The sequence below is a fragment of the Streptomyces sp. NRRL B-24572 genome (assembly GCF_002156145.1).
GTDB lineage: Bacteria > Actinomycetota > Actinomycetes > Streptomycetales > Streptomycetaceae > Streptomyces > Streptomyces vietnamensis.
Window position 1 is genome coordinate 1 of record NZ_MWIG01000171.1, and the last position, 15,717, is coordinate 15,717.

A 15,717-nucleotide genomic window follows, 5' to 3' on the forward strand; every position below is an offset into this window, starting at 1 on the left:
GGGGGTGCGCGGCAGTCGAATGGGGCGGCCCGGGCCGGATCAGCGACTGACGGCCGTCGGATGGTCGGGCTTCAGGCCCCGCTGGTCATTCCCGGTGGATGGAATGGGGTGCCGGCGACCACCCGCCATGAGACGGACCCCGCTCCAGAGGAGGAGCTAGGTGGACGTGGCCACCGGTCTATTCCCCAAGCTTGTCAGCACCCGGGGGCAGGGAGAGCGTAGCCGGGGGTGGAGAGGGCTGGCGCGCGAATGACCTGCATCTACTCGCGGTAACCGAAGGGGAAGAATGTCGACATGCCGGGCATTCCGCCTCCCCTGGTGGGAGCGGTTGCACGTTTCCTCGCCCGAGACCCGCCCAACCCCCACCGGGAGCGACCAGCGGGGCCTGAATCCCGACCAGCAGACGGCGGTCCCACCAGAAGCCCACGAAGCACGCCCACCCCAAGGGGCCGACTTCACTCCTTGAGGTCGACTGTTGTGCTGAACGCCACTGCTCGTTCCTCAGCGTTCGGAGGCGTCCCGCCAGTAGTCCGCGAGCATCTCGCCCGGCCACGCCGGCTGAGTGACGGGCCCACGGGGGAGCATTTCTTGGAAGACCGCCACGAGATCGACGACCTGAGTGCCGTCGTCGGCGTCGAGGTCCGCGACGTGCAGGTCGCGCCCGTCGACCTTGAGCAGTCTCGGGAAGGAAGTGGCCAGCCGGGCCGGACGCCGATGGTTGTGGTGAACGAAGGTGCCGGTCGCCGGCCAGGCGGGGTTATCGCGGGGGCTGCGTGCGTGAAGTGCGACATCGTCCGGGGATCCGAGGTTGAAGAACCACGTGACCTGGAGGTGGGAGAACTCCTCGATGCCTTGCAGGGTTTCCACGGGGAACTCCGGCCGCAGGCGGATGACCGATTCCACGCCGCTCTTGAAGTCGTCGAGCCGTCCCGTATGGCCTCCGACGACATCGGCGATGACCGGCACCTCGATGAACTGTGAAGACATCGCCTGCCCTTCTCCCTTATAGACAACGCCACTTGGGGGTTCGGTGGCTTCGGTACCGTCAGGTTACTCGTCGAAGTGCGACCCGGGCGCACTCGTCCACCTCGGAGACAGAGGCGATTCCGCGGTTGCGGAAGGGGGAGGGCTGTCCGCGTGGTGAGTCCTTTCGTGAGTGGGGCATCAATGGGGTGAGCCTGTGAGCCCTCGCCTGGTCGATGTCAGAGAGCTCCTTCACTCCGTGCACCGACCGGCCATACGGCGACGGCGATCTTGGCCAGGTCTGCCTGACGCTCCTCGATGCCGAGTGGGCGCCAACCACCTCCTTCGAAGTCCCAGAGTCGTTCAATTCCAGACTCCCGCGTGATCAGGAGAGAGGAGGAGCTATAGGCGTTGACCTTCTCCGGGTACGCCTTGTTGGACGCAACCCGGTTCTTTCGGCCATGCAGCAGGGTCTGATTCCCGAGCCGGTTGATCCATGTGGAGTGCTCATCGAGGCGGAAATCGGTTTCCGGGCTCTTGGGGTAGATGTGCTCGACGTGCACGGCGGTCGCACCTGCGACGACGACGTCGTCAACGTCCGCATTCCGCCTCAGATGCTGCTCGATGACGGTGAGCAGGTATCGGGCCTGGGTGCTCCGTGGGATGGGAGCCTGAGCGAAGTCGGACTGGAACGTTGCATCATCAGGGGTCCAGGTGGTGATCTGATCGAAGGCTGCCGCCGTGGCGAGACCCGCGCTGACTTCCTTGGCTAGACCGAACAGTTTCTCTTCGAGCAGCGTCGACTCGCGCCGGCCCACAACCGTCCAGCGGACGTAGTAGCTGATGAGGGCTTGAGTGACCCTGACCATCTCGTTGTATGGAGCCTTCTCGGAGATGGCCAGAAGGAGGGGGTAAGCGGCGTCGGCGCTCAGGCTTTTCACCTCGTCCAGCAGGCCGTCGAGCGATTCGATTCCCGTGCTCGAGGTGATGAGTTCGATGTATCGGCCGGATGCATTCTGGAGTTCTGCCGCGAAGGTGCGCACCTCGTATCGGGGAGCGACTGCCTCGAATCGGGAAGTGAGTTCCTCGCGGATGGTAGTGTAAAGACTATGCGATCGCACGTCGCCGTGTCGCGCAACCCAGAAGTGTCGCAGGAACTTCTCTATGTCCTCGCGTCGGTCGAATCCGTCGAGTAGGGATCGCCAGGCGTTGTTTACTCTCTCCTTCTCTTCGTCGTTCCGGCTCTTTTCCATGAGGAAATTGCGGACGAGGTCTACGGTCGAGAGATCCTTGCCGCGAGAGTTGATGGTCTCGAAAACTTCGTTGGCATCGCTGGACGTAGGCGTTTGAACTTCAACAAATACCAGGCCCTTTACGAGGCAATCGGCCAGCTCGTCTAGCCAGTCAAGGCGATCTTCCTCGGAATAGATGGATTCCAAGGCCTTGGCGATGTGTGCCTTGAAGGACGCGTAGGAGTCCTTGATGAGTGTGTGTGAGGGGCGAGAGGGCTGCTCTGTCGCAGCCATCCTGCCAGTTGTCTCATTCCAGTTCTGGATGTAGTCCTTGAAGAAATCTCGATCAAAGAGCGAGAGGGTGAGGAAGTATTGGGGGTGTGAGTGTCGGCCGTCACGGCGTGCTATGTAGTCGCGCTGGATGTTGTTTGCTATGACTCTGGCCTCGGTCGAGGCCATGGTTCCCAGGGTGTCTCTGATCGCTGCGATCAGGATGGTTGACGTGGTGAGGCGCTGCTGGCCGTCAAGGAGAGACCGGGTCGTGATCTTATCGTCTGTGATGGTGACGATAGGGCCGATGAAGTATTCGGAAGAGGCTTGGATTCCCGTCCGCCGCGCCCGCATGAATTTCTGAATGTCGTCCCAGTATGTGTCTACTTCGCGCTTTCCCCAGGCATACTGGCGTTGGCTGTCATCTGGCACGACGACCGGCGGGTTGTTGGCTCCGATGAGCTGGCCGAGCGTCTGGCGGGCGGCGTTCTTGATGATGGCCATGCTGTTCCTCTCCAAGTCTCGCCAGAGGTTATCTCGTGAGGCGGTCCAGGCATTGCGAGTGGCGCAAAATAAGTCAAGAGGTGTGCGTTTTATGGCGAATTGACCTTGAAGTGGCTTGTCTGTGGACGAGCTGTCCGCTCTGTCGCCAGGTGTCTGGTAGCTTCGTTTCTTCTTGCTGTCCAGGATGCGAGGGTGGGGGATGGAGACGCAGATTCCCGGTACGAGCGCCCATGGTTTGCACGAGATTCTTGTGCAGGTGTGGGAGTCGGGGGCGAAGGACTTCCGGAGCGGGTGGGTCGAAGCGCTCGGTGTGGAGTGGGGATCGTCTGAATTCGCCCGCCGACATGCCGAGGTCGCCGGCCTTCTTGCGGAGACCATTCAGCACCTCCACGCCCTGCCCGAGGCGCAGCGGAATCGGTATTCTCGCTACTTTCCGCAGTGGTGGACGTCTGTCGTTCAACCCGATCTGAGCTGGGTAGATTCGGGCCGTCCGGCCCGTTCGTTGGTGACGCAGGAGACCCTGGATCACTTGGCGTCCGCGGCCGACCTGCTTCAGAGCGTGCTGGGAGGCACTTGCTCTGCTCCTGCCGGATCTAACCTGGATAGCCTGAGGGAGAGCTGCGACTCCTGGATCGAACTGTTGGCGCAGACCCCGGACGATGAGCTTGCACCCGCTATGCGGGACGAGATCGCGGCTCAGATCAGGCACCTCCTGTGGCTGATTGACAATGCTTCCCTCTTCGGTACTGCTCGGATCTCTCGCGAGGCCACCTCGGTCATCGGGTCCATTGCGCAAGCGTCCACGGGGCTGACGGGTCAGGATCTGGAGACCGGGGGGAGGTGGCGGCGCGGATTCGTGGCGTTCGTCGCGGCATCAGCACTCCTTGCCACGGGCACGACACAGCTGCAGACGGCGATTGAGGCAGGTTCAGGGGTAGTCAAGGAGATTACCCAGGTCGTCGAGGGGGTGACGGGGCCGACTGAGTAGGCAGCCGGCCCACGTCCGCCGTGGCTTCAGCCCGCTGCGATGGTCGAGTACGTCCACACGTCGGCGGGGAGCTCGTGGCGTAGCTTCCAGGTGATCCCCATGGGCTTGTTGCCCGTGTGTTCGACGTACTCGGCCGGGCCCAGGAGCATCCACGGCTGGGGTCCGCCGATGTCGGTCTTCTTGTAGCGGCGGACGAAGAGGAGGACGTGGGAGCCGTCTGCCTTGTGGGTTTGGTAGCGGCGACCCGTTGCTGACGTATCCGACGTCCGGTTCTGGGACTCCCAGTGGAAGAGCAGCTCGCTCAGGGCGTAGTCGTGATAACGCGTCTGGGGAGAGAAGTCCTTCTCGTCCTTTTCGAGGGTGATGAAGAGAGCGTCGGTGTTGATGTTCTCGCACCACTTCACGCCCTCGCGGAAGTGGCCGGGCACATCGCGGTTGACGAAGGACTGGCCCAGGGCGGGGAGGATTTCCTCGCGGCTGTAGGAGGCGTGGACGGTGAGGGGGAGGTCGGCGAGCGAGCCGTCCAAGCCGATCGGGACGTGGTCGAGCCGGTCCAGGGCGTGGGCCAGCACCTGGCGGAGTTCGCTCCGGAAGGCGTGCTGCGGGCGGAGTGACTCCAGTCCGTCCTCGTAGCTGGTGAAGCCGCTGAGAGGCCAGAGCGAGAAGTAGAGCATGCGAGCGAAAGCTTGTTCGCGCTCGCTCAGATCGCTGTAGCGAGGGGCGTCGTCCTCAAGGAGCGTGGAGTACGCGGCGATTCGTTCGGGGTCGTCGGCGTGGTGGAAAGCGGATACGCGCTTGAGGAGCGCCTCCTCGCCCTCCGGGGCATCCATCGGCAGCAACCCCGAGCGACGGAGGAGACCCGTCCAAGAGTTGCCGTTGCCGCGGTAGATCTCCTTCAGTTCCCGACCGCTCTCGTGCAGGTATGCCGAGAGCTGCTGCTCGCCGTACCGCCTGACCTCCTGTGCGAGCTGCGTGACGTTGACGCTGATCTGGCTGCGGATGTTGTCGATGATCAGTTCCTTGGCCTTCGACTCAAGGATGATCTGGCAGCCGGACGGCAGCTGGGGGAAGTCGTGCTCGATGTTGGTGAGGAGACGGTTGCGCGTCAGGTTGGTCAGGGCGCGGAACTGCTCTTCGAAGCGGAACTCCTTGCGGTGCTGTCCGATGAAGTCCAACACCGTGAGGACGGCCTTGTTCTGCGTGCGGCGCAGCCCTCGGCCCAGCTGCTGGAGGAAGACCGTGGCGCTGGAGGTCGGGCGCAGCAGGAGGAGGGTGTCGACATCCGGGATGTCCAAGCCTTCGTTGAACAGGTCGACCGAGAAGATCACTTGGAGCTCACCGGCGCGAAGGGCGTCCAAGGCGGCCTTGCGCTGTTCTCGGGGCGTTTCGCCGGACAGGGCCGCTGCCTTGAGACCGGCGCGCTGGAAGAAGTCCGCCATGAAGGTGGCATGGGCTACGGAGACGCAGAAACCGAGAGCACGCATGGCTCCCGGGTTCGCCACCTTGTCCCGTACGGCCTGAACGACGAGCCGGGCTCGGGCGTCATTGCCCGTGAACAGATCGCTGAGCGCCGCCGAGTCGTAGGCCCCGCGCTTCCATGCGACAGCGCTCATGTCGGTGGTGTCGGAGATTCCGAAGTAGTGGAACGGGCTCAGAAGGTCGTTCTCCAGCGCCTCCCACAGGCGCATCTCCGCCGCGATGCGTCCGTCGAAGAACTCGTCCTGGACGTTTCGGCCGTCCATGCGCTCCGGAGTCGCGGTGAGGCCCAGGAACTCCACGGGACGGAAGTGGTCGATGATCCGCCGGTAGGTCGAGGAGACGCCGTGGTGGAACTCATCGATGACGATGACGTCGAAGTGGTCCGGGGACAGCTGCTCCAACCTCTGCGTGTTCAGCGATTGCACGCTCGCGAAGACGTGCTGCCACCGGGCAGGTTCGAGCCCGCTGTGCAACTCCTCCCCGAAGTTGGCGTCCACGAGCACGTCCTGATAGGTGCGCAGTGACTGGCGCAGGATCTCCTGCCGGTGAGCGACGAACAGCAGCCGCAGGTCGCGGCCGTGCTGCTGCCGAAGCTGCTTGTAGTCCAGTGCGGCCATGACGGTCTTGCCCGTGCCCGTTGCGGCCACGAGGAGGTTCCGATGCCGGTCGTGGACCTCGCGCTCCACCTGGAGGCGCTCCAGCATGTCCCGCTGGTGCGGGTACGGCCGTACTTCCAGACCTGAGAGCGTGATCGGCTGGTCTGGTGCTGCGCTCTTGCCGTGGCCGGCCACCCGGAGCGCTTCGCTGAGCCGCGCGCCATCGCGATCGGGGTCGTACGCCTCGAAAGCGGGGTCACTCCAGTAGGAGTCGAAGGTCGCCTCGAACTTGCGGACGGCATCTGGTGTTGCGACCGAGGACAGGCGGACGTTCCACTCCAGTCCGTCGAGGAGCGCTGCCTTCGACAGGTTGGAGCTACCGACGTACGCCGTGTCGTATCCGCTGTCCCGGCGAAACAGCCAGGCCTTGGCGTGGAGGCGGGTCGACCGGAGCTCGTAGTTGACCTTCACCTCGGCGTTGAAGCGTTGGACGAGACGATCGAGGGCCTGCCGTTCGGTCGCCCCGATGTAGGTCGTGGTGATGACCCGGATCGGGACGCCCCGCGCATGAGCTGCTTCGAGCGACTGCTCGATGACCCGCAGACCGTGCCACTTCACGAAGGCGCAGAGGAGGTCGACGCGGTCAGCCGTGGCCAGCTCTGCCCGCAGCTCGAATCCGAGGCTGGGGTCTTCCGGTGCATTGGTGAGGAGGGCGGCCTCCGCCAACGGGGTCGCAGGGCGAATCCGGTACGCGCCCTGGGCCTCCTGCTCCGCGACCGCAAGGAGCTGGCGTGGGCCATCGGCGACGAGCTCGACCCATTCACGGGCGCCCTCGATGGTGTTCATCGATTCGAGGATGTGATTGGCCGCATGCACGTGCTCTGAGGCAGGCAGCCGCTCCAGGATGCGGCGCACTGTGTCGGACACGTGCTGGGCAAGGACGCGGGGGGAAGACTCGGGGCCGACGGCGTCGTCGATCGCATGCCGACCACGATCTGTGAGCTCCTTGAGCTGTGCTTCGAGTCGCAGGGTTATCAACTGCTCGTAGAGACCCGAAACCGGCCCGCTGGAGTCCGACAGCTCGCTCATCGTTTTCCCCTCCCTGATCAACCGCACCATTGGTATCAGGCGCCACCGACAAACTCTCGGTGATGCGTGAGCCCGGTGCGCTGATCACTCCGCCCCGTGGCACTCCCCGTACGCCCGCCCCGAGCCGCACCAGCACTCTGCCGTCCTGGCCGGAGGCCAGGCAGTCGCGCGGCCCCGGGCCGCCAGGGTCGTCGCGTACTGGGGCAGGAGGTCCGCGTTGGAGGGGTGGGTGGATTCCGAGGCGGCGAAGGCTTCGTAGGAGGGGACCGTGGCTCGGACGATGCCCAGGTTGGGGGTGCCGGCGGCCGCCAGTTCGCGGAGGGAGGCTTCGATGTCTGTCAGGTGGGCTCGGTACGTGGGGTACTCCGCCTCCAGTTCCGGGTACGCCGCCAGGAGCTCGTCCAGTTCCCGTTCCGGCCAGTGGAGGACCGCGACCGGGAAGGGGCGGGAGAGGGCCGTGCGGTAGGTGCCCAGTTCCGAGCGGAGGCGGGTGATCTCCGCCTGGAGTTCCGCCGGGTCCGAGGAGCCCAGCGACCACAGGCGCTTCGGGTCGTGGAGTTCGTCAAGGCCCACCGTGCCCGTGTGCAGGCGGTCCGCCCGGACGTCCCAGGCGTCGTGGTCCCGGGCCAGCATGCGGCGGATTCGGTGGCGGGTGATCAGGAGCGATTGGGTTGCGTGGGGGAGGTCTTCCGGACCCGCCAGGAGGGTTGCCGCTTCCGTGAGGGCCGACTCCGCCGCTTCCAGTTCGTCGTGTGCTTCCAGTGTTTCCGCGGTGATCTCCCAGGCCGTCGCGTCCGACGGCTTCGTCCGCCGGATGCCGTCGATGATCGCCCGCGCCTCGGCCTCGTGGCCGTACTCCCACAGGTTCGCCGCCTTCAGCGCCCTGATCAGGTGCGGGTTCGCGGGCTCCCCGGAGAGGAGTTCGTCGTACAGGGCCGTCGCGCCCTCGCGGTCTCCCGCCAGTTCCCGGTGGGCCGCGGCCTGGAGGTAGAGGGGCTCCCGGTCTCCCGGGTACTGCGCTGCGGTGCGCAGCAGACGCTCGGCTTCGGTGGTGTGGGCGGCAGGCGTGTCAGGGCGCATGCCCTTCACCGTACTGCTGTACGGGCCTGGAGAGTTGGCACCTCAGCGCTTATCGTGCCCCGCGTGCGGATCACGCAGCGGGAGCGGGTGCCGGTCGTCGTCCAGGGGCGAGGACGATCTCGTACGGGCGCACGCGCGCTGTGGCTGGGCGCCGAGACCGCCGTCACCTGCGGGGTCCTCATCCTGCTTCTCGTCGTCCATCAGCTCTGGTGGACCAACCGGGAGGCCCGCGCCGAGGCCCGCGAGCAGGTGCGCGTCCTGGAGCGGGAGTGGGACGTCTCTCCGTCCCCCGAGTCGTTCCCCGAGCCGTTCCCCGAGCCGTCCGGTGACCTTTCCGGTGGCCTCTCCGGTGAGCCCGTCGCCGAGGTGGGGGGTGGGGGCGGCTCCCCGGACGGTGTCGAGTCCCGCCCTCCGCGTGCGACCGCGCCTTCCGCTCCTCCCCCTTCCGCCGCCTTCGCCGTCCTCCGTATCCCCCGGCTCGGGCTCACCGTCCCCGTCGCCGAAGGCGTCTCCAAGCGGTCCGTGCTCGACAAGGGGTACGTCGGGCACTATCCCGGCACAGGTGGGGTCGGACGGGTCGGGAACTTTGCGCTGGCCGGGCATCGGAACACGCACGGTGAGCCTTTTAGGTATCTCAATCGACTCGCCCCCGGGGATGAGATTTCCGTGCGTACGCGGGCGCGTACCTACGTCTATCGCGTCGATCTTGTGTTGGCCTCGACCTCTCCCCGTGATGTGGGGGTTCTTCGGGCCGTGCCTCGGTCCCTCGTCAAGCCCTCTTACGGGTACGACGCTCCCGGCGCCTATCTCACCCTGACCACCTGCACCCCCGAGTTCACCAGCACCTATCGGCTCGTCGTCTGGGCGAAGCTCGTGTCAACGAGATGATCCGCGTCCCAGTACGAGCGTGAGCGCCGCTCCTGTCGCCGCCAGTCCCGCCGAGACCAGCAGTGCCGTGTTCGGGTCCGTCTTCACCAGGGCCAGGGTCAGGGCCACCCCCGCCGAGGAGCCGATGTAGCGGGCGGTGTTGTTGGCGCCCGAGCCCATCGCCGCCCGCTCCGGCGGTACCGAGTCGACCGCGAGCCGGGGCAGTGCCGCGTTCAGGAGGCCGCTGCCCGCGCCCGCCACCAGGAGGCCCGGGAGGAGACGCGGCCAGGGGCCTTCCAGGCCGCCGAGGAGGGCGAGGATGCCCGCCGCCGACAGGGTGAAGCCCGTGGCCAGTTGGTACGCGGCGGACAGCCGGCCCGCCAGGCGGCGCGCCTGCAGCGCCGCCACGAACGCCGTGCCCGACCAGAGGAGGAACAGCAACGCCGAGGCCAGTGGTGACATCCCCGCCCCGCTCTGGAGCAGTGCCGGCACCACGCTGAACAGGCCGATCACCGCCAGGCCCGTGAACAGCGCCCCCAGCGTCGACGCCAGGAACGCGGGCCTCCGCAGCAGCGTCAGGTCGATCATGGGGGTGTGGCTTCGGTGCTCCACCATCACGAACAGCGTCGTCAGAGCGGCCGATGCCAGGAGCAGGAGGCCCACCTGGGGGCGCAGCCAGCCGTCCCGGCCGAGGGTGAGGGCGGTGAGCAGCGCCGTCAGGGACAGGCCGAGGGCCAGGGCTCCGGCCATGTCCGGGCGAGGTGCTTTTGAGGGCTTCGCCTCCTTCGGCAGCGTCCGTGCCCCTGCCCCCGCGATCGCCAGCGCCGCCGCCCCCAGCGTCCCGTACGCCAGGCGCCAGTCCGCCAGGCTCAGCGCCCCCGCGAGCAGGGGGCCCAGGGCGATGCCTCCGCTGACCGACGCGCCCCAGATGCCGGTCGCCCTGATCCGGTCCCGGCCCGCCGGGTACGCGTGGGCCAGGAGGCCCAGGCTGCCCGCCAGGACGGCCGCGCTCGCCGCGCCCTGGGCGATCCGGGCCGCGGTGAAGGTGAGCGTCGAGCCGGCGAAGGCGCCGAGCGCCGTGGTGAGGCCGAGCGTGAGCGTGCCCAGGAGGAAGATCCGGCGCCGTCCGTGCGCGTCCGCGAGGCTGCCCGCCACCAGGAGGAGGACGGCCAGGCCGAGCGGGGTGCCGTTGAGCAGCCAGGCCTGCGCCGAGGCCGGAGTCCCGAACGCGGCGGCCATGTCCGGGAGGGTCAGCATCGGGGCCGTGTAGTTCATCAGCGCGACCGCGGTGGCCGCGGCCGTGACGGCGAGGGTCGCCCGGGGGAGGCCGGCGCGGGTGGGTGGTGCGGTGCGGGCCGTGGTGGCGAGTGTGGGCATGGCAGGGACCTCCACCTCTTAGGTTCGGTGAATGAACCTTACGGTAGCAGCAAAGTTCGTTCATTGAACTCATGGTGGGTACGATGGACCCCATGGCTCTCGGCAAGGACTACTCCCAGCAGCAGTGCTCCATCGCCCGCGCCCTGGAGGTCGTCGGCGAACGCTGGACCCTGCTCGTCGTCCGCGACGTCTTCTACGGCGTCCGGCGCTACAACGACTTCCTCGTCCACCTCGGCATCCCCCGCGCCGTCCTCGCCGCCCGCCTCCAGTCCCTCGTCGACGCCGGCGTCCTCGACCGGCGCCGCTACCAGGAGTCGCCCCCGCGCGACGAGTACGTGCTCACCGAGCGCGGCCTCGCCCTCTGGCCCGTCCTGCGCGCGCTCGGGCGGTGGGGGCGCGAGGAGCTGCCCGGCGCCGTGCCCGTGCGCCACTTCCACCACGTCGACTGCGGCACGGAGCTCGGACCGTACGGCGAGTGCCCGGCCTGCCGGATCCCCGTGCCCCCCGCCGACATCGAGATGCGGCCCGGCGCCGGGGTCGACCCGGACCCCGCCGATCCCGTCAGCCGCGCCCTCCTCCGGCCCCGCCGCCTCCTCGTCCCCCTGGAGTACGCGAACTCGTGAGCGAGGCGCGGGAACTTCCCGGTCTTCCCGTGCGTCCTCCTCCTGAGACGATCGACAGACGGCCGACGGACGGCCGACCCAGGTCGAGAGGAGGTGGCGTCGGATGACCATCAGGGCCCTGGTTCTGCGTATCGTCGCGCCGCTGTTCTTCCTGCTCGCCCTCGCCGACCTGCTCCTCTCCGACGGCGGCGGTCTCTCCGCCGCCTTCGCCCTCGCCGCGACCGGCCTCGTCCTCGCCCTCTTCGGCGCCCGCACGGCCCCCGCCGTGCAGCCCCACGCCGTCCGCACCGCCATACGCGACCGCGAGCGGCGCACCGCCTTCCTGCCCCAGCGCGATCCCGACGCCGCCGGGCGCCGCAGACCCCGCGCTCCCGGCCGTCCCCTCCCGACGGCCGCGTAGGGAGCCTGCCCAGCACGTTCAAGCACCTCTCGCGGATCCGTCATGCCGAATTCCCATGCCCCGGCACGACGAGACCCCACGGAGGGCTCCCTTGAACGTCTTCGCTTCCCTGGTCGAGCAGCTCGCCGACCTGCTCCAGCCGCTTTTCGCCACTACCGCCACGGCCGCCGCGATCGTTTTCTTCACCCTGCTCGTACGGCTTGCGATCCACCCGCTCTCCCGCGCCGCCGCACGCGGCCAGAAGGCCCGCACCCGGCTCGCCCCGCAGCTCGCCGCCCTCCGCAAGAAGCACGCCAAGAACCCCGAGCGGATGCAGAAGGCGATCATGGAGCTGCACGCCGAGGAGAAGGTGTCGCCACTCGCCGGCTGCCTGCCCAGCCTGCTCCAGGCCCCCGCGTTCTTCCTGATGTTCCACCTCTTCTCCAGCGGGCGGATGGCCGGGCACAGCCTCTTCGCCGCGCCGCTCGGCGACCACTACGCCGACGCCCTCGCCCACGGCGGCGTCTTCGGGCCCGCCGGCCTGGTCTACCTCGTGCTCTTCGCGATCGTCGGTGCCGTCGCCACGTACAACTATCGCCGGGCCGGGCGGCAGCCGGCGCCGGTCGCCGTGGACCCCGGCCAGCCGGGGGCCGCGGTGGCCGCGGGCATGGCCCGGTACCTGCCGCTGCTCTCCTTCGCGACCCTGATCTCCGTCGCGGTCGTGCCGCTCGCCGCCGCGCTCTACATCGTCACCAGCACCACCTGGACCGCTGTCGAGCGGGCCTTCCTCTACCGGGACATGCCTCAGGCGGCCCTGGTTACTCCCGCGTAAGGGTCCAGTGTGTGAACGGGGTCTTGCAGACTGACCCGTTCTCTCGGAGGATCGACCAATCCTCCGATGGCCGCACTCCATCGGCCGGGGCACCCTCAGGGCCCTTCCGGGCCCACCTCGACCACAGGGAGAAGACCATGAAGCTGCTGCGTGTCGGTCCGGCGGGAGCCGAGCGTCCCGCCCTGCTCGACCAGGACGGAACGCTCCGAGACCTGTCCACCCTCGTCGACGACATCGACGGCAGTCTGCTCGCCGACGCCTCCGCCCTCGACCGCATCCGGGGCGCGGCGGCCGCCGGCGTGCTGCCCGCGCTCGACGCCACCGGGCTGCGCGTCGGCCCGCCGGTCGCCCGGATCGGCAAGGTCGTGTGCATCGGGCTCAACTACCACGGGCACGCCGCCGAGACCGGTCAGGCCACCCCCGCCGAGCCCGTCGTCTTCCTCAAGGCCGCCGACACCGTCGTCGGCCCGGACGACACCGTGCTCGTACCGCGCGGCTCGGTGAAGACCGACTGGGAGGTGGAGCTCGCGATCGTCATCGGCCGCACCGCCCGCTACCTGGAGACCGACGAGCAGGCCCTCGCGCACGTCGCCGGGTACGCCGTCGCCCACGACGTCTCCGAGCGCGAGTGGCAGATCGAGCGCGGCGGCACCTGGGACAAGGGCAAGAACTGCGAGACCTTCAACCCGCTCGGCCCCTGGCTCGTCACCGCCGACGAGGTGCCCGACCCGCAGGACCTCGGCCTGAAGCTGTGGGTCAACGGCGAGCTCAAGCAGGACGGCCACACCTCGGACCAGATCTTCCCGGTCGCGGAGGTCGTCCGGTACGTCAGCCGGTTCATGACCCTGTACCCGGGCGACGTCATCAACACCGGTACGCCCGCGGGCGTCGCCATGGGCCGGCCCGAGCCCAAGCCGTACCTGCGCCCCGGTGACGTCGTCGAGCTGGAGGTCGAGGGCCTCGGCCGGCAGCGGCAGGAGCTCAAGGGCGCCTGACGGCAAGCGGTCGAGGGCGCCTGACCGCCGGACGGGCCCCAGAGCCTGTCCGGCCCTGATCCGCCGGACGGGCCCAGAGCTCAAGGGCGCCTGACGGGCAGTCCCTCGAAGGCGGTCACAGCGGTACCACGCGGCCCTCGTGGGCCGACCGCCGTGCCGCCTCCAGGACGTCGAGGGCGGCGGCCGCCTCGTGCGCGGTGACCGGGTTCTCGCCGGTGCCGCGCACCGCGGCGGCGACGGCCGCGTAGTACGCCGGGTAGTCGCCGGGCAGCGACTCCACCGGAATGCCGCCGCCGGTCAGCGGCGACTCCCCGGCCCCGATCCGGCCCCACAGCCTCTCGGGCTCCACGCCCCAGGCCGCACCCGGCTCGGGGCGCAGCCCCTCGCGGAGGTCGGCCTCCTGGGGGTCGAGGCCGTACTTCACGAAGCCGGCGCCCTGCCCGAGCACCCGGAAGCGGGGGCCGAGCTGGGCGGCGGTGGCGCTCACGTACAGGTGGGAACGGACCCCGTTCGCATGGGTGAGCGCGAGGAACGTGTCGTCGTCGGCCTCGGCGCCCGGCCGGCGCACGTCCGACTCGGCGTACACCGACACCACCGGCCCGAAGAGCACGAGCGCCTGGTCGACGACGTGGCTGCCCAGGTCGTACAGCAGCCCGCCGATCTCCTCGGGCGCCCCCGACTCGCGCCAGCCGCCCTTGGGCTGCGGCCGCCACCGCTCGAAGCGGGACTCGAAGCGCTGGACCTTGCCGAGCGCGCCCTCGTCGAGGAGCCGTCGGAGGGTGAGGAAGTCGGCGTCCCAGCGGCGGTTCTGGAAGACCGAGAGCAGCAGGCCGCGCTCCTCGGCGAGGGCGGCGAGCGCGCGGGCCTCGGCGGCGGTCCCGGCGAGCGGCTTGTCGACGACGACCGGGAGGCCGGCCTCCAGGGCGGCCGTGGCGACGGCGACGTGCGTCTTGTTGGGGGAGGCGACGACGACCAGGTCGAGGTCGGCGGACGCCCCCCGCTCCCACAGCTCCTCGGGGCGGGCGGCGACCCGGACGCCGGGGTGGGCGGCGCGGGCCTCGGCGGCCCGCTCGGGGTTGCCGGTGGTGACGGCGGCGAGGACGAGGTCCTCGGAGGCGGCGATCAGCGGGGCGTGGAAGACGGAGCCCGCGAGGCCGTAGCCGACGAGTCCGACGCGGAGCGGGGCGGTCATGCCCTCCACTTAAGCAACGCTGTTGCCAAAGTGCAAGCAGCGGCCACAATGGGGGAGTGAGGAAAGAGAACGCGCAGGTACCGGCCCCGCGCAGTCCCAACGCGGCGCTCGTGCTCGACCTGCTGCGCACGGCGGGGGAGACCGGGATCAGCCGCCTGGAACTGGCCGAGCGGACCGGGCTCACCCCGCAGGCCGTCAGCAAGATCACCGCGCGGCTCCGGGCCGAGGGCCTCGCCGTGGAGGCCGGCCACCGCGCCTCGACCGGCGGCAAGCCCCGTACGGTCCTCCGTCTGGTGCCCTCCGCCGCGTACGCCGTCGGCGTCCACCTCGACCGCGACGAGCTGACGGCCCTCCTCACCGACCTCGCGGGCACGGTCCTCGCCCTCCGCCGCCGCCCCGTGGACCTCGGCGCGGGGGCGGGGCCGGTCCTGGACGCGGTGACGGAGGAGGTACGGGCGCTGCTGGGCGGAGCCGCGACGGGCGCCACCGTCCTCGGAGCCGCGACGGGTGCCCCCGCCCTCGGAGCCGCGACCGGCGCCACCGTCCGCGGAGCCGCGACCGGCGCCACCGTCCGCGAAGTCGCGACGGGCGCCACCGTCCGCGGAGCCGCGACGGGTGCCCCCGCCCTCGGAGCCGCGACCGGCGCCACCGTCCTCGGCGTCGGCCTCGCCATGCCCGGGCCCCTGGACCACCGCGCCGGGGTGCCCGGCCGGGTGACCGGCTTCCCCGAGTGGGCCGGGCATCCCGTACGGGACGAGCTGGCGGCGCGCCTCGGGCTGCCCGTCGTCCTCGACAAGGACACCAACGCCGCCGCCCTCGGCCTCGCCCTGCGCCCCGCCGCCCCCGGCTCCTTCGCCTACGTCCACCTCGGTACGGGACTCGGCGCCGGCCTCGTCCTCGGCGGCGCGCCGCTGCGCGGGGACAGGACCGGGGCGGGCGAGCTCGGCCACCAGACCGTCCAGCTCGACGGGCCGCCGTGCGGGTGCGGAGGGCGCGGCTGCCTGGAGGTCCTGTGCCTGGCGGCGGTCGCGCGTGGCGAACTCGCCGAGGCCGCGCGGATCCTGGGCACGGGCGCGGCCAACCTCGTCCGGCTCCTCGACATCGATCAGGTCCTCCTGGGCGGGCGGGTGGTGCTCGCCGCGCCGGAGGTCTTCGCGGAGGGGGTGCGGGAGGTCCTGGCCGGCCTCGGCCTGACGACCCCCGTCGGCCTCGCGACCGGCCGGGACGCGGTGGCGGAGGGTGCGGCGTGGC

The 15,717-nt window shown here is 69.3% G+C and carries 13 protein-coding genes; 7 read left to right on the forward strand and 6 right to left on the reverse strand.

Annotated elements, in window-relative coordinates:
* Positions 1 to 501: 501 nt before the first annotated feature.
* Together CCN56_RS11185 and CCN56_RS11190 are read right to left on the reverse strand one after the other, a co-directional pair.
* Entirely contained in the window at positions 502 to 987 is a 486-nt protein-coding gene (locus CCN56_RS11185) for a TrmO family methyltransferase (protein ID WP_086826032.1), read from the reverse strand.
* Between the two features lie 215 nt (positions 988 to 1,202).
* Complete coding sequence (locus CCN56_RS11190; RefSeq protein WP_179199795.1) at positions 1,203 to 2,969, reverse strand: DUF262 domain-containing protein; 1,767 nt, start codon at positions 2,967 to 2,969, stop codon at positions 1,203 to 1,205.
* 199 nt (positions 2,970 to 3,168) lie between these two features.
* On the opposite strand from CCN56_RS11190, the gene CCN56_RS43100 reads away from it, so the two are divergent.
* A complete protein-coding gene (locus tag CCN56_RS43100; RefSeq protein ID WP_179199796.1) occupies positions 3,169 to 3,957 on the forward strand; it encodes a hypothetical protein in 789 nt (262 codons plus the stop codon).
* A gap of 26 nt (positions 3,958 to 3,983) precedes the next feature.
* Here the strand turns inward: CCN56_RS43100 and CCN56_RS11200 are convergent, their stop codons facing one another.
* Entirely contained in the window at positions 3,984 to 7,121 is a 3,138-nt protein-coding gene (locus CCN56_RS11200; protein WP_086826038.1) for a DUF3427 domain-containing protein, read from the reverse strand.
* A gap of 84 nt (positions 7,122 to 7,205) precedes the next feature.
* Positions 7,206 to 8,201: an SEC-C domain-containing protein gene (locus CCN56_RS11205; protein WP_086826050.1), complete on the reverse strand. Its 996-nt coding sequence runs from the start codon at positions 8,199 to 8,201 to the stop codon at positions 7,206 to 7,208.
* 63 nt (positions 8,202 to 8,264) lie between these two features.
* Here CCN56_RS11205 and CCN56_RS11210 point away from each other — a divergent pair, with 63 nt between their 5' ends.
* Positions 8,265 to 9,089 (forward strand): class E sortase, encoded by an 825-nt coding sequence (locus CCN56_RS11210; protein ID WP_086826040.1) that lies wholly within the window; start codon positions 8,265 to 8,267, stop codon positions 9,087 to 9,089.
* Here CCN56_RS11210 and CCN56_RS11215 read toward each other — a convergent pair.
* Positions 9,078 to 10,445 (reverse strand): MFS transporter, encoded by a 1,368-nt coding sequence (locus CCN56_RS11215; RefSeq protein ID WP_086826042.1) that lies wholly within the window; start codon positions 10,443 to 10,445, stop codon positions 9,078 to 9,080. The two genes, CCN56_RS11210 and CCN56_RS11215, sit on opposite strands and share 12 nt — an antisense overlap.
* 83 nt (positions 10,446 to 10,528) lie before the next feature.
* Between CCN56_RS11215 and CCN56_RS11220 the strand changes: the two genes are divergently transcribed.
* From CCN56_RS11220 to CCN56_RS11235, 4 genes are all read left to right on the forward strand, one after another.
* On the forward strand, positions 10,529 to 11,068 hold the full coding sequence (locus tag CCN56_RS11220) for a helix-turn-helix domain-containing protein (protein WP_086826052.1): 540 nt from the start codon (positions 10,529 to 10,531) through the stop codon (positions 11,066 to 11,068).
* Positions 11,069 to 11,171: 103 nt separating this feature from the next.
* A complete protein-coding gene (locus tag CCN56_RS11225; protein ID WP_107484129.1) occupies positions 11,172 to 11,468 on the forward strand; it encodes a DUF6412 domain-containing protein in 297 nt (98 codons plus the stop codon).
* A gap of 55 nt (positions 11,469 to 11,523) precedes the next feature.
* Positions 11,524 to 12,279, forward strand: a complete 756-nt coding sequence (locus tag CCN56_RS11230; protein WP_086826044.1) for a YidC/Oxa1 family membrane protein insertase — start codon at positions 11,524 to 11,526, stop codon at positions 12,277 to 12,279.
* Between the two features lie 137 nt (positions 12,280 to 12,416).
* Positions 12,417 to 13,274, forward strand: coding sequence for a fumarylacetoacetate hydrolase family protein (locus CCN56_RS11235; protein ID WP_086826046.1), 858 nt, complete (start codon positions 12,417 to 12,419; stop codon positions 13,272 to 13,274).
* Between the two features lie 115 nt (positions 13,275 to 13,389).
* On the opposite strand, the gene CCN56_RS11240 is transcribed toward CCN56_RS11235, so the two are convergent.
* Positions 13,390 to 14,466: a Gfo/Idh/MocA family oxidoreductase gene (locus tag CCN56_RS11240; protein ID WP_086826048.1), complete on the reverse strand. Its 1,077-nt coding sequence runs from the start codon at positions 14,464 to 14,466 to the stop codon at positions 13,390 to 13,392.
* Between the two features lie 56 nt (positions 14,467 to 14,522).
* Here CCN56_RS11240 and CCN56_RS11245 point away from each other — a divergent pair.
* The coding region (locus CCN56_RS11245; RefSeq protein ID WP_086826054.1) for an ROK family transcriptional regulator at positions 14,523 to 15,717 on the forward strand (1,195 nt) is incomplete at its 3' end.